At 74.6% G+C, this 17,696-nt stretch carries 18 protein-coding genes; 9 read left to right on the top strand and 9 right to left on the bottom strand.

The features are described 5' to 3' along the window. Positions 1-319: 319 nt before the first annotated feature. The 3 genes from EBN88_RS20580 to EBN88_RS20570 form a co-directional block, all read right to left on the bottom strand. Positions 320-970 (bottom strand): TIGR03086 family metal-binding protein, encoded by a 651-nt coding sequence (locus tag EBN88_RS20580; RefSeq protein WP_233580810.1) that lies wholly within the window; start codon positions 968-970, stop codon positions 320-322. 81 nt (positions 971-1,051) lie between these two features. Next, a complete protein-coding gene (locus EBN88_RS20575) occupies positions 1,052-2,644 on the bottom strand; it encodes a hypothetical protein (RefSeq protein ID WP_122185389.1) in 1,593 nt (530 codons plus the stop codon). 123 nt (positions 2,645-2,767) lie between these two features. Then, on the bottom strand, positions 2,768-3,415 hold the full coding sequence (locus EBN88_RS20570) for an FMN-dependent NADH-azoreductase (RefSeq protein ID WP_122185388.1): 648 nt from the start codon (positions 3,413-3,415) through the stop codon (positions 2,768-2,770). A 114-nt stretch (positions 3,416-3,529) separates the two neighbouring features. On the opposite strand from EBN88_RS20570, the gene EBN88_RS20565 reads away from it, so the two are divergent. The 3 genes from EBN88_RS20565 (at position 3,530) to EBN88_RS20555 (ending at position 5,214) form a co-directional block, all read left to right on the top strand. Next, positions 3,530-3,919, top strand: coding sequence for a winged helix-turn-helix transcriptional regulator (locus EBN88_RS20565; protein ID WP_122185387.1), 390 nt, complete (start codon positions 3,530-3,532; stop codon positions 3,917-3,919). 88 nt (positions 3,920-4,007) lie between these two features. Then, positions 4,008-4,826 (top strand): J domain-containing protein, encoded by an 819-nt coding sequence (locus tag EBN88_RS20560; RefSeq protein ID WP_122185386.1) that lies wholly within the window; start codon positions 4,008-4,010, stop codon positions 4,824-4,826. A gap of 52 nt (positions 4,827-4,878) precedes the next feature. Beyond that, positions 4,879-5,214 carry a rhodanese-like domain-containing protein gene (locus tag EBN88_RS20555; protein ID WP_122185385.1) on the top strand — a complete coding sequence of 112 codons (336 nt, stop codon included), beginning with the start codon at positions 4,879-4,881 and terminating at the stop codon, positions 5,212-5,214. A 30-nt stretch (positions 5,215-5,244) separates the two neighbouring features. Here EBN88_RS20555 and EBN88_RS20550 read toward each other — a convergent pair whose 3' ends face one another. Then, positions 5,245-6,414, bottom strand: a complete 1,170-nt coding sequence (locus tag EBN88_RS20550; protein ID WP_122185384.1) for an aminotransferase class I/II-fold pyridoxal phosphate-dependent enzyme — start codon at positions 6,412-6,414, stop codon at positions 5,245-5,247. A 151-nt stretch (positions 6,415-6,565) separates the two neighbouring features. On the opposite strand from EBN88_RS20550, the gene EBN88_RS20545 reads away from it, so the two are divergent. From EBN88_RS20545 to EBN88_RS20535, 3 genes are read left to right on the top strand one after another with little or no spacing between them, the layout of a single operon-like run. Further along, the gene (locus EBN88_RS20545; RefSeq protein WP_122185394.1) at positions 6,566-7,363 is read left to right on the top strand and encodes a DUF5819 family protein; all 798 of its coding nucleotides are present in this window, start codon (positions 6,566-6,568) and stop codon (positions 7,361-7,363) included. Continuing rightward, on the top strand, positions 7,360-8,784 hold the full coding sequence (locus tag EBN88_RS20540) for an HTTM domain-containing protein (protein WP_199742427.1): 1,425 nt from the start codon (positions 7,360-7,362) through the stop codon (positions 8,782-8,784). Before EBN88_RS20545 ends, EBN88_RS20540 begins: the two co-directional genes overlap by 4 nt. After that, positions 8,781-9,542, top strand: a complete 762-nt coding sequence (locus EBN88_RS20535) for a TrmH family RNA methyltransferase (RefSeq protein WP_233580809.1) — start codon at positions 8,781-8,783, stop codon at positions 9,540-9,542. Before EBN88_RS20540 ends, EBN88_RS20535 begins: the two co-directional genes overlap by 4 nt. On the opposite strand, the gene EBN88_RS20530 is transcribed toward EBN88_RS20535, so the two are convergent. Next, positions 9,539-10,207, bottom strand: coding sequence for a DUF4232 domain-containing protein (locus EBN88_RS20530; protein WP_122185383.1), 669 nt, complete (start codon positions 10,205-10,207; stop codon positions 9,539-9,541). The two genes, EBN88_RS20535 and EBN88_RS20530, sit on opposite strands and share 4 nt — an antisense overlap. 206 nt (positions 10,208-10,413) lie before the next feature. On the opposite strand from EBN88_RS20530, the gene EBN88_RS20525 reads away from it, so the two are divergent. Next, positions 10,414-11,541: a helix-turn-helix domain-containing protein gene (locus tag EBN88_RS20525; RefSeq protein WP_233580808.1), complete on the top strand. Its 1,128-nt coding sequence runs from the start codon at positions 10,414-10,416 to the stop codon at positions 11,539-11,541. A 9-nt stretch (positions 11,542-11,550) separates the two neighbouring features. On the opposite strand, the gene EBN88_RS20520 is transcribed toward EBN88_RS20525, so the two are convergent. Continuing rightward, a complete protein-coding gene (locus EBN88_RS20520) occupies positions 11,551-12,237 on the bottom strand; it encodes an HAD family hydrolase (protein ID WP_122185382.1) in 687 nt (228 codons plus the stop codon). Positions 12,238-12,605: 368 nt separating this feature from the next. Between EBN88_RS20520 and EBN88_RS20515 the strand changes: the two genes are divergently transcribed. Then, complete coding sequence (locus EBN88_RS20515; RefSeq protein WP_122185381.1) at positions 12,606-12,818, top strand: hypothetical protein; 213 nt, start codon at positions 12,606-12,608, stop codon at positions 12,816-12,818. Positions 12,819-12,916: 98 nt separating this feature from the next. Here EBN88_RS20515 and paaN read toward each other — a convergent pair whose 3' ends face one another. Next, positions 12,917-14,590, bottom strand: a complete 1,674-nt coding sequence (gene paaN / locus EBN88_RS20510) for a phenylacetic acid degradation protein PaaN (RefSeq protein ID WP_122185380.1) — start codon at positions 14,588-14,590, stop codon at positions 12,917-12,919. 341 nt (positions 14,591-14,931) lie between these two features. Here paaN and EBN88_RS20505 point away from each other — a divergent pair, with 341 nt between their 5' ends. Continuing rightward, on the top strand, positions 14,932-16,251 hold the full coding sequence (locus EBN88_RS20505) for a nitric oxide synthase oxygenase (protein ID WP_122185391.1): 1,320 nt from the start codon (positions 14,932-14,934) through the stop codon (positions 16,249-16,251). Here the strand turns inward: EBN88_RS20505 and EBN88_RS20500 are convergent. Together EBN88_RS20500 and EBN88_RS20495 are read right to left on the bottom strand one after the other, a co-directional pair. Beyond that, a complete protein-coding gene (locus EBN88_RS20500; protein ID WP_122185379.1) occupies positions 16,203-16,817 on the bottom strand; it encodes a dihydrofolate reductase family protein in 615 nt (204 codons plus the stop codon). The two genes, EBN88_RS20505 and EBN88_RS20500, sit on opposite strands and share 49 nt — an antisense overlap. Before the next feature lie 113 nt (positions 16,818-16,930). Next, on the bottom strand, positions 16,931-17,407 hold the full coding sequence (locus EBN88_RS20495) for an Lrp/AsnC family transcriptional regulator (RefSeq protein WP_122185378.1): 477 nt from the start codon (positions 17,405-17,407) through the stop codon (positions 16,931-16,933). Positions 17,408-17,696: the final 289 nt, after the last annotated feature.

The following is a 17,696-nucleotide window of genomic DNA, read 5'->3' as shown; positions in this document are numbered from 1 at the left end:
CGAGGCCGCCGGCGCCGAGCGCCAGGCCGAGGCCCGTCCCGAGGAGGGCCCGGCGGGCGGGGGCGGCGCGGCCCGGGGCGGGGTGTGCCGCGCCGGTCGCGCCGTTCATGTGGGCTGGCTGATCCGCGTTCGCAGTGCTCAAGGCGCGCTCCTGTGGGGGCCGTTGGGGCTGACCCCGACCGGGGTGGGGCCGGGCGCCGGCGGTAACGGGTGCGGAGCACGAGCGTAGGCGCGCCGAACGCCCGCCGGCCAGGGGCCGAACGGGGCGAGGGCGGCGGGAAGTTGGTCGGGGGCGTGGGCCGACCTGTCCGGTGGGGGATCACGCCCCGTTCGGCGGTGTCCAGGAGGGGGCGCGTCCGCTGAGGGCCACGGCGCGTTCCAGGGGGGAGGCGCCGGCCGGGACGGGGTGGGCCGGGCCGAACGGGCCGCCCTCGCGGGCCTTCGGGTCGTCCGCGTCGGCGGCGAGCAGCTCGATCGCGACCCCGGCCGAGTCCGGGTCGACGTCGTAGGGCTGGCCGGTGGCGCGGGCGAGGTCCCAGCCGTGGATCAGCACCTCGTTGAGCGCGACGGCGCCCGCGACCTCGCCCGGCAGGTCGATGCCGCCGGCCCTGGTCTCGCCGCGCCAGGCGGCCGGGTCGCGCCATGCCTCGGCCAACTCGACGAGCTGGGAACGGAGTTGGCCACGCCAGTCGCCGACCGGCGCGGGCCCGAGGGCGTTGGGGTCGCCCGGGGAGACATCGGTGGTCGGGCCCAGCTCCTTGCGGGCGGCGTCGCGGAAGGCGAGGGTCAGCCCCAGCAGGTGGGAGAGCAGCTCCCGCACCCGCATCGCGGGGCAGGGGGTCGGGGCGTCGAAGTGGTCATCGGTGACCCCGTCGAGCAGCCCGGCCAGCCGCTCCGTCACCGGGCCCAGATCGGGGAGCCCGCCGCCGGGGCCTCCGTCGCCATGCGTGGTCGTGGTCTGATCGCTCATGGCGGGTGGACTCCGCCGGCGCGCGGAACTCATCGGCCGCCGGCGCGAGCGCCGGAGCGCGAACGCCCGTGCGCCCCCGGCTCAGGGCGTGACCAGCGGGGCGTAGGCCGCGCGCACATCGGACGGTGAGGACTCCACATACACCTCCGACGGCGGAATGTCGTAGCCCGAGATGGTCTCGTGGCTCAGCACGTCCGGGCAGCTGGCGCCGCCGATCTCCAGGGCGCGGTCGGAGACCAGCTCCCCGGTCCGCAGCTCGAAGGCGCGCAGCGGGACCCGCGTCTCGCGGAAGGTCACGTCGCTGTACCCGTCGACGCCGAGATCCGACTCGTAGGGGCAGGTCTCGACCGCGTCCCCCATCCGGGGCGTGTCCAGGCAGACGACCAGCACAGCGTCCTCGGGGCCGTCGGCCAGCCAGGAGTCGGGCAGGTCGCCGCCGGTCTCGGTGCCCTCCTCGTCGCCGAGGAGCAGCACCGGGTGCGGGCCGCCGCCCCGGTAGGGCGGGGCGGCGCGGTAGGGCGCGGGGTCCTCGCAGTACCGCGGCTCCCCGGTGAGGGGCTCGGGGTCGAGGAGGGCGCGCACCGCCACCAACTCGATCCCGGCCTCGGCCCGTTCGACCCCGTCCGCCGCCTCCCCCGCCCGCTCGTGGTCCGGGTGGGCCTCGACGAGGTCCCGGTAGACCTCGTGCGCCTCCTCCCACCGCGACCGCTCCAGCAGCCGGTCGCCGCAGTCGAAGGACGCCGCCGGCTCCAGCGCCGGAACGACCTCGGCGGCGCGGTCCAGCGCGCTCCCGTCGGCCTCCCGCTCGTCGAGCCAGCCGGCGATCGTCCGCGTGGCGCACGGGTCGTCGGCGGGCAGCCCGCCCAGGAACCCGTCCAGGACGGCCTCGACCTCGGCCTCCCGCCCGGGGTGCCGGTCCAGGACGGTGGCGAGGTGGCCGAAGCCCGACGCCAGCTCCGGCGTCTCGCCGGCGAGGGAACGGGCGAGGTCGTCCTCGGCCTGGGCGAGGTGGAGGTCGGCGGCCCGGTCCCCCGCCTCGTCCCAGCGGGCGCCCGGGTGGGCGGCGTACCGGGTGAACGCCTGCGCCGCCGCGCCCCGTTGGCCCTCGTCGGTCAACCGCCGGGCGGCGACGAGGAGTTCGCACGCCTCGGTCTCCCGCTCCGTCCCCTCGGTCAGCGGGGCGGCGAACAGCCGGTGGAACGGGCCGTGTTGGTCGAGCCGGGACAGCGCCCGCGCGCAGTCGCCGTCCCGGTGGGCGGCGGTGGCGTCGCGCTCGATCAGCTGGGCGTCGATCCGCACGATCGCGAAGCCCAGCAGCACCGGGCCGGTGACGGCCAGCGCCAGCAGCCGCCGACGCCGGTCGCCCCCGCGCCACCTCGCCCCGCCCCCGCGCCACCCCGCGTCGCCGGCCGCCGACTTCGCCGCCGATCGCGCCAGGCGCCAGCCGTGCGCGGTGCAGGCCAGCCACCACAGCGCGACAAGCGCCTCCAGCCAACGGCCGCCCGTCGCCACCAGGAGGCTCAGCAGCCCGACGGAGACCGCCGCCGCGCCCAGCGCCAGCGCCCGCCGTCGAAGGATCGCGTAACCGGCGCCGAGCAGCGAGGCGTTGGCCAGCGCGACGGCCAACGGGTCCGGTGCTGGGGCGCGTCGCGGCGTCCCGGTGGTCGGGTCCACGGGCGGTCCCTTTCTGGGTGGGCCCTCCATTGTGGGCCGCCACGCCCCGGGCGGGGCCCGAACGCGCGTCTCCGTGACGGAAGTTGACCGGCCGGTGCCCGGGAACCGCGCCCTGTGGCCCGCTCAGGCGACCAGTCGGGCCGCCAGCGCGCCGGCCTGCGCGCGCGCCTCCTGGTGCGCCTCGGCGCGCGAGGTGTCCGCCAGCTCCACCAGGTCCGCCATCGCGGGCACCATCCGGGCCAGGGTCAGCTCGGGAACGATGAACCGCACGTCCAGCCCCATCGAGGTGCCCAACAGGTGCCTCAGATAGGGCTCGTTGAAGTCCTGCCCCGCGCGCGGGGTGCCCGGCCGGTAGGAGCCGCCCCGGCTGGTGACCACCGTGACCGGCTTGCCCGCGACCGTGGACTGTTCGCCCGCCGTGCGCCCCATGATGAGGATCTGGTTCAGATAGGCCTGGAGCGTGCTGGGCACGCCGTAGTTGTAGAGCGGGGCGCCGATCACCACGGCGTCGGCCGCCTCGAACTCGCTGGTCAGCGCGTCGCGGAGGGCGTAGGCGGCCCGCTGCTCCTCGGTCCGCTCCTCGGGCGCGAGGTTCGGCGCGAGGTGGCCGGCGGCCGTGAGGTGCGGGACCGGGTCGGCGTTGAGGTCGCGGTGGATCACCGTGCCCTCGGGGTGTGCCGCCTGCCAGGACTCGCGGAAGGTCCTGGTCACCTCGCGGGAGACGGAGGCGTCGCCGTTGAGCGAGGAGTCGATGTGCAGCAGGGTGGCCATGGGCTGTGTCTCCAGAAAGTAATGAACTGTGATAACGGATGCAGCGATGATTAACGTAGCTGCTTACTTTTTCACAGTACATCTCTTTCGGTGGGCCGCAAGTACGCTGGAGCCATGAGCGCTATCAGGGGCGAGCGGCGGGCCGACGTCGGAACCGCCGAAGGCGGCTGTCGCGAGCCCGCCCACGCGGTCAACGAGGTCTTCGGCCTGCTCGGCAAGCGCTGGAACGGGCTGCTGATCGCGGCCCTGATGGCCGGCCCCGGGCACTTCGCCGAGCTGCGCCGCTCCGTGCCCGGGATCAGCGAACGGATGCTCTCCGACCGGCTCAGCGAGCTGGCCGAGGCCGGCCTGGTCACCAGGGAGGTCCACAACGGGCCCCCGCTGCGCGTGAGTTACCGCCTCACCGAGGCCGGCGAGGGGCTGCGGCCCGCCCTGGCCGAGCTGACCCGCTGGGCCGAGGCCCACCTGGTGGGCGGCGACCGCTGCCCCCGCATCGACACCTGAGGCTCGGGCGGTCGCCGGCCCCCGCCGTTCCCGTTCGTTCCCGGGGACGGCTTAGGCTGAGCCGGTGAGCGACGAGGCGACGGACGGATTGAGCAACGGCGGCCCGGGGAACGGGGCGGGCGCCGACGGCGCGGCCGGCACCGAGCGGCTCGCCCAGGCCGTGCGGGCGGCCGAGGACGCGCTGATCGAGTTCGAGATCGCGGTGGAGACCTACCGGATCGAGGTGGAGAACTTCTCCAGGCTGCACGAGCAGCGCCTCGGCCCGCTCTACGCCAGGATCGAGGAGCTGGACGCCCGGATCGCCGAGGCGATCGCCGCCCGCACCCAGGACCCCGAGGACCAGCGCCGCGCCCGCGAGGCGAGGGAGGCGGTGACGCCGATCCCGCGCGTCGCCGAGCTGTTCTCCGGCTGGCTGGACGGCGAGGGCTTCACCCCCGAGGGCTACGCGATGATGACGGACCAGTCCGTCCAGCCGCCGCCCCGCGTCCGCCCCGGCGAGGAGGCGCGCAAGCTCTACCGCGAACTGGCCCGCCGCTGCCACCCGGACCTGGTCACCGACCCGACGGAACGCGAACGCCGGGACGCCTTCCTCTCCCGCGTCAACCAGGCGTACGCGCGCGGTGACGCGGAGGAGCTGCGGACGCTCACCGAGGAGTGGGAGGCCGGCGGCACCTCGGACGGCGAGCGCCCGCTCCCCGACGCGGACCGGCTCTACGCCCGCCTGGAGTGGCTGGCCGCCCGCAAGGAACTGCTGGCCGACGCGGCGGCGGCGCTGGAGGACAGCGCCGTCGGCTCCATGCTGCGGATGGCCGAGGACGACCCGGACGCCCTGCTGGACGAGGTCGCCGAGGGGCTGCGCCGGCAGATCGCAACCAAGGAGGCGGAGCTGGCCCGGCTCACCGGGTAGGGCGGCCCCGGCGCACCAGTGGTTGTCAGTGGGCTGTGGCAGGGTGGGGCCCATGAGTTTTGGGGTTCCCGCCGTCGGGGCGGGCGAAGTGCCGGACGAGGGCCTGCTGTTGGACGTGCGAGAGCCCGCCGAGTGGGCGGCGGGGCACGCCGAGGGCGCCGTTCACATCCCGTTGGGGCAGGTCGTCGAGCGGCTGCCGGAGATCGTCGAGCTGGCCGGGGACGGCCCGGTCCATGTGGTCTGCAAGGCCGGCGGCCGCTCCGCGCAGGTGACGGCGTTCCTCCAGCAGCAGGGCGTGACCGCGTTCAACGTGGACGGTGGGATGCACGCCTGGCAGGCGGTCGGCCGGCCGCTGGTCAGCGACGAGGGCGAGCCGACTGTTCTCTAGCCCGACCGCCGCTCCCCAGCCGGCCGTTGGCTAGCGGTCGCTCCCGAGCCGGGCCAGCCGGCCGGCCGCCTCCCGCAGCGCCTCGTGGCGGCGGCAGAACGAGAAGCGCACCAGCCACGGCATCACGTCCTCGCCCTGCTGGAAGACCCGGGTCGGGATCGCCACCACGCCCGCCAGCTCCGGCAGTTGGCGGCAGAGCGCGAGCCCGTCGGTGAAGCCCCAGGGGCGGACGTCGGCCTGGAGGAAGTAGCCGGCGTCCGCGCGGAACGGCGTCAGGCCCGCCTCGGTGAGCCCAGCCGCCAGCAGGTCCCGGCCCTCGGTGAGGGTGGCGCGCAGCCCGGCGGCCCAGTCGTCGACCGTGCCCAGCGCGGCGGCGATCGCCTCCTGGTACGGGGTGCCCGAGGCGTAGGTCAGCCACTGCTTGACCGAGGCCACGGCGGCCACCAGCTCGGCCGGGCCCGAGATCCAGCCGACCTTCCAGCCGGTCACGCTGAACGTCTTGCCCGCCGAGGAGACGGTCAGGGTCCGCTCGGCCATCCCCGGCAGAGTCGCGATCGGCACATGCCGGGCGGAGCCGTAGACCAGGTGCTCGTAGACCTCGTCGGTGACCACGGTCAGATCGCGCGCCACACACAGCTCGGCGATCCGGGCCAGCTCCTCGGGCGTGAAGACCTTGCCCGTCGGGTTGTGCGGGGAGTTGAGCAGCAGCAGCCGGCTGCGCGGGGTGAGCGCGCCCGCCAGCGCGTCCATGTCCAGCGCGAAGCCCGCACCGTTCCCGTTCTCGCCGCGCTCCACCGCCAGCGGCACCGGGACCAGCGTGGCGCCGCTCAGCCTGGCATCCGCCGGATAGGCGTCGTAGCACGGGTCGAACGTGAGGATCTCGTCGCCGGGGCCGGTCAGCGCCAGCACCGCCGAGGCCAGCGCCTCCGTGGCGCCCGTGGTGACCAGCACCTGGCTGGCCGGGTCCAGCTCGATCCCGTAGTGGCGGCGCTGGTGCTCGGCGACCGCCGCGCGCAGCGCCGGGTGGCCGGCGGCCGGCGGGTACTGGTTCCGCCCGGCCAGCACGGCCTCGGCGACGCCGGCCAGCAGCTCGGGCGGCGAGTCCAGGTCGGGCACGCCCCGGCCGAGGTTGACCGCCCCGGTGCGGTGGGCGAGTTCGGTCATCTCCGTGAAGATCGAGGTCTCTCCTGAGCGGCGCATGGCCCCACGATAGGGACCGCGCGCCGGCGGCCCCGGGCCGCCCGGGCGTGCGGCCACTCCGGTGTCACCGGCGGTGCGGGACGGGATACGGTGCTGGGGTCAGAGCGTGAGGAGTGCTGCCCGGAGGGCAGCGTTGGGGGAGCTGGCCGAGATGCTGCCATCCGACACCGCCGCAGGGGCGAGCGGCGAGCCCGACGGCGAGCGTGCGAGCGCCGGGGCACCGCCGGGGGAGAACGGACCGGCGGGGGAGGAGTCGCTGGAGTCCGTCCGGCTGGGGTCGCTGTCCCTGCCCGCCAGGTCCCTCGTCGCGGTCGCCGTCGGCGGCCTCGCGGTCTACCTCTGCTGGCACCTGGCGATGGTCTTCCTCTTCGTCGCCCCGTCCAACACGGTCCGCGAGGAGCACTGGGGCACCGTGCGCGGCTACATGTACCCGGAGTTCGAGCAGAACTGGAAGCTGTTCGCGCCCAACCCGCTCCAGCGCGACACGGCGGTCCACGTCCGCGCCGAGATACGCGAGGGCGAGGGCCGGTCGCCCGTCACCACCGAGTGGATCGACCTCACCGCCTGGGAGGTCGAGCGGATCCGGCACCACCCGCTGCCCAGCCACTCCAACCAGAACATGCTGCGCCGGGCCTGGGACTTCTACGACAAGTCGCACAACGACGAGGGCGAGCCGATCGGGATGCGGGGCGAGGTCTCCGCGAGCTATCTGCACCGGATCGCGCTGGAGCGGCTGAGCGACCGGCTTGATGTGACCACCGTGGAGCGCGTCCAGCTGCGGATCTCCCACACCCGGGTGCCGGCGCCGAGTTGGCGCCAGGAGGACTTCGACACCGACCCCTCCTACCAGGAGCTGGGCTGGTGGACGGTGACCAGCGAGGACCTGCCGGCCGACGCGCGGACGCGCTCCCGCGCCGCCGCCGACACCGACCAGGAGGCGCGGCCATGAGCGTTCCCCCGCCCCGTTCCGCCCCCGACGGCGGCCAGCGCCCCGAGAACGGCGGCCAGCGCCGCGAGAACGGCGGTCAGCGCCCCGAGCCGACCGCCGCCGTCGCCCCCCGACAGCCACCGGGCGCCCCGCGACAGCCACCGACCGTCTCGCAGAAGCCGCCGGCGGCCTCGCCGTTCGACGGGTTGAGCGCGAAGTTCGACAGCGCGCTGCTGCGCGGCATCGGCAACATCACCCGCCGCGCGCTCGGCCCGTACCAGACGGCCATCGTGCGGATCGGCTTCGCCTTCACGATGCTGCTGTACCTGGTGCGCGAGTGGCCCAACCGGGGCCTGCTCTACGGCCCCGACAGCCCCTGGGGCTACGACCTGGCCAGCCGCTTCGTCGACGACACCGGCGCGTTCACCCCGTTGCTGTGGACGGACTCGGCGCTCTGGTTCGAGTTCGTCTACCACCTCGCGATCCTCGCCTGCGTGGCGCTGCTCCTCGGTTGGCGCACCCGGGCCAGCTCGATGGTGTTCATGATCGGCGTGCTCGCGGTGCAGAACCGCAGCGTCTTCATGGGCGACGGCGGGGACAACGTCATCCACCTGATGGCGATGTACCTCGTCCTCACCCGCTGCGGCCAGGTCTGGTCGCTGGACGCCAGGCGCCGCGCCCGGCGGGCCGCCGCCGGGGTGCCGGCCACCCACGACCCGGCGGGCGTGGCGATCTGGGCCGTGCTGGGCGCCGCGCTGCTGCTGTCCGTGGTGACCGGCAGCCTGGACAGCACGGTGTGGACGCTGTTCTTCGGCGGGATGTGGCTGGTGCACGCCTTCTGGTGGCTGGTCCGCCGGTACGCCCCGGGCGAGCCGAGGATCGTCGCCCAGATGATCGGCAACCTGGTGCACAACGCCGCCCTGTTGGTGATCATGGTCGAGGTCTGCGTGATCTACGCGACCGCCGGCTGGTACAAGATCCAGGGCTCCCGCTGGCAGGACGGCACCGCCGTCTACTACCCGCTGAACCTGGACTACTTCAACGCCTGGCCCGAGCTGAGCGAGATCATCGCCGGCAGCGGGCTGCTGGTGCTGGCGCTCAGCTACGGCACCGTGATCGTCCAGGTCGCGTTCCCGTTCGCGCTGCTCAACCGCCGGGTCAAGAACGTGCTGCTGTTCGTGATGATGGGCGAACACCTGGGCATCGCCGTGCTGTTGGGGCTGCCGTTCTTCTCGCTGGCGATGATCGCGATGGACGCGGTCTTCCTGCCCACCGTCTTCCTGCTGTGGGCCGGCGACCGGACCGGGCGGATCGCCCGGCGGGTCACCGCGCCGCTGGCGCGGCTGACCGGGCGCGGCCGGGACGAGCGGGGGCCGGAGGACCAGGGCGGCCGGTCGCCGGCGGCCGAGGCGCCCGCGCCCGCCTGGGCCGAACGCGCGTGACGTCGGCGGCCGACCCCGCCACCCGCTGGCGGGAACTCTCCCGGCACACCGTGCTGTTGGACGGCTTCCACGCGCTCAAGCACGCGCTGCGCTTCGGCGCCGAGGTGCCGCTGGCCCTGGTGGCCGACCGGCCCGCCGCCCTGGAGCTGGCCGAACGGCTCGCGCCCGACCTGCGCGAACGGCTGGCCGCCACGCTGGTCGACGTGGCGCCGGAGGCGCTGCGCGGCCTGGTCGGCCGGCCGCACCCGACGGGCGTGGCCGCGCTGGCCGTGCCCGCGCCGGCGCGCGTCGATGAGCTGCCGGCGCCCGACGAACGCCGCGCGCCCCTGGTGGTGTTGGACCAGCCGCGCCACCTGGGCAACGTCGGCGCGGTGATCCGCCTGGCGGCGGGCGTCGGGGCGGCCGGGGTGCTGACCACGGGCACCGTCGACCCCTGGCACCCCACGGTGCTGCGCGCCTCCGCCGGGCTGCACTACGCGGTGCCGGTGGGCCGCGCCGAGGTGGAGCGGCTGCCGGCCGGACCGTTGCTCGCCCTCGACCCGGAGGGCGAGGACCTGCGCGGACTGGCCCTCCCCGCCGGCGCGTTGCTCGCCTTCGGCTCCGAACGCGCCGGTCTCTCCCCCGAGGCGCGCGCCCGCGCGGACGCGCTGGTCTCCCTGCCGATGCGCCCCGGCGTCTCCAGCTACAACCTGGCCACCAGCGTGGCCATGACGCTGTACCACTGGCTCGCCACGGACGGCGGACCTCGGGTGCTCTAGAGCACCTCGTCCAGGGCGGTGTTCCAGTAGGTGACCAGCGCGGTGTTGTCGACATACAACTCGCCGTCGGGCAGCGGGACATCGACCATCCCGCCGACGCCCTCGCCCTCGGCGCCCGCGAACCGCACGCCGAGGCTGTCCACGGTCCAGCCCTCGCCGGCCTCCCCGGCGGCGGACGAGGTCGAGATCGCGGCATAGGCGACGTCGCCCGGGTCCAGCGCGACGACGGACTGCGGCGCGCTGTCCTCGTAAGGGGGCACCGGGGCCTGGGCCTCGCCGAAGCGCAGAAAGGGCGCGCTGTAGGCGAAGCAGGTCGCGTCCCCGGTGTTGGTGGCCGTGAGCAGCAGATGGTTGAGGGGGCGCTCGACGGAGGTGACGGTCACCTCGGTCGTCGCGTCCGTGCAGGGCTCGATGTCCTCGACGGGCTCCTCCCCGGACTCCCCCTCCCCGGCCGACCCGTCCTCCCCGGCGCCGTCCCCGGCGGGCCCCTCCTCCGTCGACCCATCCGACGACTCGGTGGGCGTCTCGACCGGCGACTCGGGCCCCGAGCCGCTGTCGAGTTCGTCGTCCTGGCAGCCGGTCAGCGTGGCCAACGCGAGCGTCGCGCCCAGCGCGGCGACGGTGGCGCGCGTCCCGGCCCGGGTGATCCTCGTCCTCGTCCTCATGGCGATCCTCGTTCCCTCGTTCCTCGGTGTTGGTCGGCGTCGGCCCCCGGCGTTCGGTGGGCCGACGACCGAAGCCTGGGCCCGGTCCCGTCCCACCGGCCAGCGAACGCGGGCGAGTTGGGGGGCCGGGACGGTTTCGGCCGGGTGAGCTGCGAGGATGGTCGCGGATCGAATGCCGGGACGGGACGCGGCGAGGGGTGGGACGGGTGGCGTCGGGTGCGGAGACGGCGGATCTCGCCGCGCTGCTCATGGAGTGGAAGGACCGCTCAGGGCTGAGCTACGGCGTGCTGGCCAAGCGGCTGCACCTCAGCGCGTCCACGCTGCACCGCTACTGCCGGGGCGAGGCGCTGCCGCCGGAGTTCGCGATCGTGGAACGTTTCGCCCGTCAGTGCCGGGCCACGCCGGAGGAGCACGCCGAGGCGCACCGGCGGTGGATCGCCGCCGACGCGGCGCGGCAGCGGGACCGTAAGGGCCCCAGGCCGGCGCCGCCCACGCCGGGAGCGCCCGCCCCGCCGGCGACGCCCGTCCCCCAACCCCCGCCGCCCACGCCCCCGTTCCGCCGACCCGGGCCCCGCCTCGTCTGGGGCGCGGCCGGTGCCCTCGCGGTCGTCGCGGCGATCGCCCTGCTCGCCACGCTCCTCACCGGAGGCGACGGCGACGGCAGCGTCCTCGGCGGCGACGGCGGCGCCCCCGGCGGCGACGCCGTCGAACAGGCGGCGGAATCCGCCCCGTTGACCGTCGCCACCCGCCCCTACACGCTCGAACAGTGCGAGGGCCGCTACCTCGTCGACCGCCCGCCGGCCCAGGTCCCGCCGCCCCCGACCGGGACCGACGCCCCCGGCTGGGTGCGCGCGCTGGGCGCCGTCCCGGCCGGGACCCAGCGCGTCGAACTCACCATCCAGGGCACCGAAACGGCCACCGTCGTGCTGCGCGATCTGCGCGTCCGCGTCACCGCCACCGGCGAGCCGCTGCCCTGGGAGCTGTACGCCGGCTACTCCGGCTGCGGCGGCGGCCCGGTGCGGACCACCGCGTTCGACGTGGACCTGGACGCCCCGGCCCCCGAGCCGACGGCGGTCGCCGGCCAGGAAAACCTGCCGCTGTGGGTGGACGAGGCGGAGCCCGTGGTGTTCTACGTCGACGCGCACACCGAGGCGGCGGACGTCAGTTGGCACCTCGAACTCGACTGGTCCAGCGGTGAGTCGGCGGGCACGCTGCGCGTGGACGACGAGGGCGAGCCGTTCCGCACCAGCGCCGTCGGCGGCCAGACCGAGTGGGGCTACCTGATCGGCGGCACCGAGTGGATCGACAACGACACCGGCGAGCCCGCCCGTTGACGGCCCAGGTCAGAGAACCCCCTGACCGGCCTCCTCCGCGTACCGCTCGTTGAAGGCGGTGACCCGCTCCGGGATCTCGCGCAGCCCGTTGATCCGCATCGTCGGCAGCCGCTCCGCGTCCGGGTGGTCGCTCAGGATCGTCGCCCACGGCCCGCGCCGGATCAGCGCGGTGCGCAGCCCGACGGCGGAGGCCGGCCTGATGTCGTGGTCCAACCGGTCGCCGACGTAGAGGACCTCCTCGGGCGCGACCTGGAGTTCCTCCACCAGCAGCTCGAAGAAGCGCGGGTCCGGCTTGGCCACGCCCAGGTCGCTCGACGTGAGGACCAGGCCCGCGTAGCCGGAGAAGAGGGTGCGCAACACCTGGGTGGTGGCGGGGCTCTGGTTGGCGGCGATGCCCAGCCACATCCCGGCCTGCCGCATCACCCTGATGGTGATCCGCACGTCCGGGTAGAGGTCGTTCTCCCCGAACCACTCCGGTTCCCCGGCGGCCGTCCGCTTCTCGCGCTCCAGCGTCAGGTCGAAGCCGGGCCGGAAGGTCTCGAACGCCTCCAGGGGGTCGAGGCCCTGGGCGATGGCCGCCCCGAACCGCGCGGAGAACGTGTGTCGCGGCACCCCGAGCCAGGCGGCCCAACCGGCCCACTCCCGGCTCTCGTCCACCAGGCACTCACCCACGTCGAACACCACCGCTCGAATCATGGCCGGCAGCGTATAGAGCCGTTCGTCCGATCGGAACGGGGTCGTCCCCCGAGTGGGCGGCATCCCGGCGAAACGGGGACGCGGCGCGGTCCGATGCGGCATTCTGCGCCCAGCACCCGCGCGTGCCGGCGCGCGACCCCGCGCTCCCGGCGCGTTCCCGTGGCCCGCGCGTTATCGAACGGCCGGCCAAGGTCACTCGCGCACCGTCCCCCGATGGGGTCGTCCATTGCGCAATGCGGTGGAACCTCGCACTCCGCACCCTTGGGCAGCGCGCACAGTGGGTACCGGAGAACACCCGGCACCGGCCGGCCAACGCCGGCCGAACCGTTCGTGCCGGAACGGCTGTGTCAGAGCGAGGGAGCGTTTCGATGGCCTGGACCGACGGCGCCTGTGTGGTGGACACCAGGAGCGGCAGGGTCGGGCGGGTGACGGGGCGGATCGGTCCACGGCTGCGGCTGCGGCCGCTGACCAGGGGCCGGCCCTGGCACTGCCCGGCGGAGGCCGTGCGTGCCGCCACGGAGTGGGAGCAGCGCAACGCCGACGTGCTGGATGAGAACTGGCGCTTCTGGCGCCCCGCCTGAGGCGCCGCCCGCCGCCCCCCACTCCCAGCGGAAACGATCCGGCCGGGGCCGGCGCGGGGCCGACACCGGCACCGGCACCGGCCGGATCGCCTCGTGCGTCATGCCGGCCGGCGCACCTGCGCCCAGTGGAAACGGGTGGCGACGAACGCCCCGTCGACGAGCGCCGCGTTGCCCGCCGGATTGCCGCCGGTGCCGTGGTAGTCGGCGAACGCGGCGGTCTGGTTGACGTGCACCCCGCCCGTCAGGTTGAGCGACAGCTGCGCCCGCTCGTCCAGGCACACCTCGACCAGCGCGGCCTCCACCTCCTTCGACGTGGTGTGCCCCAGCACCGTCAGCGCGCCGCGCTCCCGCAGGGTGCGCCGCAGCAGCGCCAGCGCCTCCGCCGTGGAGTCCACCGCGACCGCGAACGCCACCGGCCCGAACCACTCGGCCAGCAGCGTCCGTTCGGCGTCCGGCTGCCGCGCGTCGAGCCGCACCAGCAGCGGGGTGCGCACCCGGCCCTCCGGGAACTCGGGGTGCGCGAACTCCCGCGAGGCCAGCGCGACCTCGCCGGTCTCCCCGGCCGACGCCAACCGCGACAGCACCCCGGGCTCGGCGACCGCGCCCAGCAGCGAGGCGGCGCGCCGTTCGTCGCCCAACAGCGCCTCGACGGCGGCGGCGAGGTCGGCGACCACCTGGTCGAAGCTCCGGTGCCCCTGGTCGGTCTCGATCCCCTCGCGCGGGATCAGCAGGTTCTGCGGGGTGGTGCACATCTGGCCGCTGAACAGCGAGAGCGAGAAGGCCAGGTTGGGCAGCAGGCCGCCGTAGTGGTCGGTGGAGTCCACCAGCACCGTGTTGACGCCGGACTTCTCCGTGAAGACCCGCGCCTGGCCGGCGTTCTCCTCCAGCCAGTCGCCGAACGCCGACGAGCCCGTGTAGTCGACGATCCGGACCTCGTCCCTGACGGCCAACGCCCGCGCGCTGTACTCGTTCTCGCCCTCGGCGGCCAGCGCCACCAGCTGCGGGTCGAACCCGGCCTCCGCCAGCACCCGGCGCGCGGTCGCGACGGTCAGCGCGAGCGGCAGCACCGCGCGCGGGTGCGGCTTGACGAGCACCGGGTTGCCGGTGGCCAGCGAGGCGAACAGGCCCGGGTAGCCGTTCCAGGTGGGGAACGTGCGGCAGCCGACCAGCAGCGCCACGCCGCGCGGCACGGGGGTGAACGTTGAGGCGATCCGCAGCGGTTCGTGCCGGCCCCTGGGCCTGGTCCACTCGGCCTGGGCCGGGTGCGCGGTCTGCGCCTCCAGCGCGGCGGCGACCGCCTCAAGCCCCCGGTCCAGCGCGTTGGGGCCGCCGGCCTGGAGCGCCATGGCGTAGCCCTGCCCGGTGGTGTGCATCACGGCGTGCGCCAACTCGGCGGTGCGGTCGGCGAGTCGGGCGAGGATCTCGGCGCAGACCAGCGCCCGCGCCTCAGGACCGGCGTCCCGCCAGGCGGGCAGCGCGGCCCGCATCGCGGGCAGCAGCACCTCGGGGTCGGGGTGCGGATAGCTGATGCCCAACGGGATGCCGTAGGGCGAGACCTCGCCGCCCACCCAGGCGTCGGTGCCCGGCTGGTCGAGGTCGAACCGGCGCTGGGTGAGCGCCTCGAACGCGGCGGCCCCGGCCTCGCGGGGATAGTCACGCGGGTTGTCGGAGAACGCCGAGAAGTGGCCGCGTTCCCGGAGCGCGCGGGTGGCGCTCTCCAGGGTCGGGCGGTGGCGCTCGGCGAGCAGGGAGCGGGTGAGCGAAGGGGTCATCGTTGGCCAACTCCTCGCGATCTGGGTGAGATCGATTGTGCGGCCGACCCCTCGGCCCGTGCCAGAGCGCGGCACTCATCCGTCGAACGGGCGCCCGACGCGCCCGCACCCCCTCCCACCGGTGGCGAAGAACAGCCCCAACTCGGCCGGTACTCCCGGTTGTTCGGGTCCGTTTCGCGGCATTGCGCCCCACATTCCGGGGCAGGCCGAGCGTTTCCCACGCGCTTTTCGGTCACCGGCCCCCGCGAACCGCCGCGCGCGCCGAACCCGTCGGTAGGACGGTCAACTACTGTGATCCGGCGCGGGAGATGACGCACATGTCACCGATGACCGGGGAGCCCATGACGCACGACCGTGCACGTTGCCCAGCCACCACCGCACCCACCACCGCCGGGGCCGCCGAGGCCGCCGATGACCCCGGCGCCGCGCCCGACCGACGGCCGCCCGACTGGGGCGAGGTCGAGGAGTTCCTGCGGCAGTTCCACCACGAGGAGCCGGCGCAGCCGGTCCCGCTGGCCACCCGGCTGGCGCGGGTGCGCGAGGAGATCGACCGCACCGGCACCTACCGGCACACCACGCCCGAGCTGGAGTTCGGCTGCAAGATCGCCTGGCGCAACACCGCGCGCTGCAACGGCCGCCTCTACTGGCGCAGCCTCAAGGTCCTCGACCGGCGCGCGGCCACCACCCCCGACGAGATCCACCGCCACCTGCTGGACCATCTGCGGGTCGCCACCAACGGGGGCCGCATCCGGCCGGTGATCTCCGTCTTCGCGCCCGACACGCCGCAGCGGCCCGGACCCAGGCTCTGGAACAGCCAGTTGATCCGCTACGCCGGCCACCGCTCACCCGGCGGCGAGGTGGTGGGCGACCCGGCCCAGGTGCCGTTCACCGACGTGGTGCGCCGGCTCGGCTGGCAGCCTTCGGGCGGGCCGCACGACATCCTGCCGCTGGTGATCGAGGTGCCCGACGACCGGCCCCGGCTCTACGAGGTGCCGCGCGAGGACGTGTTGGAGGTCCCGATCAGGCACCCCGACGTGCCGGGCTTCGACGCGCTGGACCTGCGCTGGTACGCGGTCCCCGCGATCTCCCACATGCGGATGTCGATCGGCGGCGTCAACTACCCGCTGGCGCCGTTCAACGGCTGGTACATGGGCACCGAGATCGGCGCCCGCAACCTCGTCGACGCCGACCGCTACAACCTGCTGCCCGTGGTGGCCGACCTGCTCGGCCTCGACACCAGCAGCGAGACCACGCTGTGGCGTGACCGCGCCCTGGTGGAGCTGAACGTCGCGGTGCTGCGCTCCTTCGAGCGGGCCGGCGTCAAGATCACCGACCACCACACCGCCTCCCGCCACTTCCTCGCCCATGTGGAACGCGAGGAAGCGCTGGGCCGGCCCGCGCCCACCGACTGGAGCTGGATCGTCCCGCCGCTCTCGGGCGGGATCACCCCCGTCTTCCACCGCTACTACGACGAGGACGAGTTGAAGCCCAACTTCTTCCTCGACGACGACGCCAGGGCGCGCGCCGAGGGCCGCTGCCCGGTGCCCCACGACGTTCCGTCGCCGCACGAGGTCGCGTCGCCGCACGAGGTCGCGTCGCCGGGGGACGGCGCTCAGCTCAGCTCGAACGAACCGGTCGTCAGCTCGCCCGCCGGCTCGTAGACCTGCACCACGACGCCGGTCGGGGTGCTCTCCGCGCCGGTCAGCCGCAGGGCGCGCGGCGGCGACCCCTCGGGGAACAGCCGCCGCCCGCCGCCCAGCACCACCGGGAACGTCAGCAGCCGCACCTCGTCGACCAGCCCCTCCCGCAGCAGCGTCTGGGCCAGCCCGCCGCTGCCGTGGACCTGGAGTTCCCGGCCGGGCCGTTCCTTCAACGCGGCCACCTCGGTGGCCACATCGCGCGACAGCACGCTGGTGCCCTGCCAGGACGGGGTCTTCAGCCGGCCGGACGCCACATACTTGGGCCGGCCGTTCAGCCGCGCCGCCACGATGTCGTCGGGGTCGCTGATCAGCGGCCAGTGCGCGGCGAAGATCTCATAGGTGCGCCGCCCCAGCAGAAAGGCGTCCGCGGCGTCGAACCAGCCCGACACCAGCCGGCCCATCGCCTCGTCAGCGTAGGGAACGACCCAGCCGCCCCGGGTGAAGCCGTCGCTGGTGTCCTCGTTGGGCCCGCCCGGGCCCTGCACCACGCCGTCCAACGAGACGAACTGGGTCAGGGTGAGTTTCATGCCAGCGCTCCTTCGCCCACGCGACGCCCTCCCTCCCGACCACCGTCACCCCTCGCCGGGCGCGCCGCTACCCGGGCGCCGCCGCCCGGAGGGCCCGTGCCGAGCCCGCCGCCTCACGGCTCGGGCAGCAGGTCGGTCTCCTCGAAGACCAGCAGCGTGCGGGTGGAGAGCACCTCCGGAATGGCCTGGATGCGGGTCAGCACCAGCTCCCTCAGCTGCCGGTTGTCGGAGGTGTGCACCAGCAGCAGCACGTCGAAGTCCCCGCTGACCAGCGCGATGTGCGCCGCCCCCGGCAGCCGGGCCAGCTGCTCCCGCACGGTCCGCCAGCTGTCCTGGACGATCTTCAACGTCACATAGGCGCAGGTGCCCTGGCCGGCCCGCTCGTGGTCGATCCGCGCGGTGAAGCCCCGGATCACCTGGCTCTCGACGAGGCGGTTGATCCGCGCGTAGGCGTTGGCCCGCGAGATGTGCACCCGCTCGGCGACCGAACGGACCGAGGCCCGGCCGTCGTTCCGCAGCAGCCGCAGTATCGCCTCGTCGATGGCGTCGAGCGGCCGTTCGCCCCCGCTGGGCAACTGGTCCTCCGGCATCCCCGTGAGCCTCCCCTCCCTGGACGTCCTGCCCCCATATCACGGCAAATGCGGCCGACTGTCCACAGGGCCTCCACACGGCTAGCCAGATCGCCGACCGGTTCGAACAATCGGTGGGGAGCGCGCCACGGAACGTCGCGGTCGCGTTCGGCACGAACCCGGTCGGCGCGCGGGCCCTGGGCCACGGCGCCGGCCTTCCCCCACAGCGAGGCCGGCCCCCACCCGCCCGCCCGGCCCCAGGCGGGCCGGCGGCCCCTGTGGCGGCCCCGCACCGGGGCCCGGCGTCTCC

The sequence above is a fragment of the Streptomyces triticirhizae genome (assembly GCF_003696235.1).
Lineage (GTDB): Bacteria > Actinomycetota > Actinomycetes > Streptomycetales > Streptomycetaceae > Streptomyces > Streptomyces triticirhizae.
This window is presented reverse-complemented; position numbering and strand designations above follow the sequence as displayed.

What these genes read in the sequence shown, in the direction of transcription:
- EBN88_RS20580 (WP_233580810.1), bottom strand. Translation starts at nt 970, where the DNA reads ATGAGCGATCAGACCACGACCACGCATGGCGACGGAGGCCCCGGCGGC.
- EBN88_RS20570 (WP_122185388.1), bottom strand. Translation starts at nt 3,415, where the DNA reads ATGGCCACCCTGCTGCACATCGACTCCTCGCTCAACGGCGACGCCTCC.
- EBN88_RS20565 (WP_122185387.1), top strand. Translation starts at nt 3,530, where the DNA reads ATGAGCGCTATCAGGGGCGAGCGGCGGGCCGACGTCGGAACCGCCGAA.
- EBN88_RS20555 (WP_122185385.1), top strand. Translation starts at nt 4,879, where the DNA reads ATGAGTTTTGGGGTTCCCGCCGTCGGGGCGGGCGAAGTGCCGGACGAG.
- EBN88_RS20550 (WP_122185384.1), bottom strand. Translation starts at nt 6,414, where the DNA reads ATGCGCCGCTCAGGAGAGACCTCGATCTTCACGGAGATGACCGAACTC.
- EBN88_RS20545 (WP_122185394.1), top strand. Translation starts at nt 6,566, where the DNA reads ATGCTGCCATCCGACACCGCCGCAGGGGCGAGCGGCGAGCCCGACGGC.
- EBN88_RS20540 (WP_199742427.1), top strand. Translation starts at nt 7,360, where the DNA reads ATGAGCGTTCCCCCGCCCCGTTCCGCCCCCGACGGCGGCCAGCGCCCC.
- EBN88_RS20530 (WP_122185383.1), bottom strand. Translation starts at nt 10,207, where the DNA reads ATGAGGACGAGGACGAGGATCACCCGGGCCGGGACGCGCGCCACCGTC.
- EBN88_RS20520 (WP_122185382.1), bottom strand. Translation starts at nt 12,237, where the DNA reads ATGATTCGAGCGGTGGTGTTCGACGTGGGTGAGTGCCTGGTGGACGAG.
- EBN88_RS20515 (WP_122185381.1), top strand. Translation starts at nt 12,606, where the DNA reads ATGGCCTGGACCGACGGCGCCTGTGTGGTGGACACCAGGAGCGGCAGG.
- paaN (WP_122185380.1), bottom strand. Translation starts at nt 14,590, where the DNA reads ATGACCCCTTCGCTCACCCGCTCCCTGCTCGCCGAGCGCCACCGCCCG.
- EBN88_RS20505 (WP_122185391.1), top strand. Translation starts at nt 14,932, where the DNA reads ATGACGCACGACCGTGCACGTTGCCCAGCCACCACCGCACCCACCACC.
- EBN88_RS20500 (WP_122185379.1), bottom strand. Translation starts at nt 16,817, where the DNA reads ATGAAACTCACCCTGACCCAGTTCGTCTCGTTGGACGGCGTGGTGCAG.
- EBN88_RS20495 (WP_122185378.1), bottom strand. Translation starts at nt 17,407, where the DNA reads ATGCCGGAGGACCAGTTGCCCAGCGGGGGCGAACGGCCGCTCGACGCC.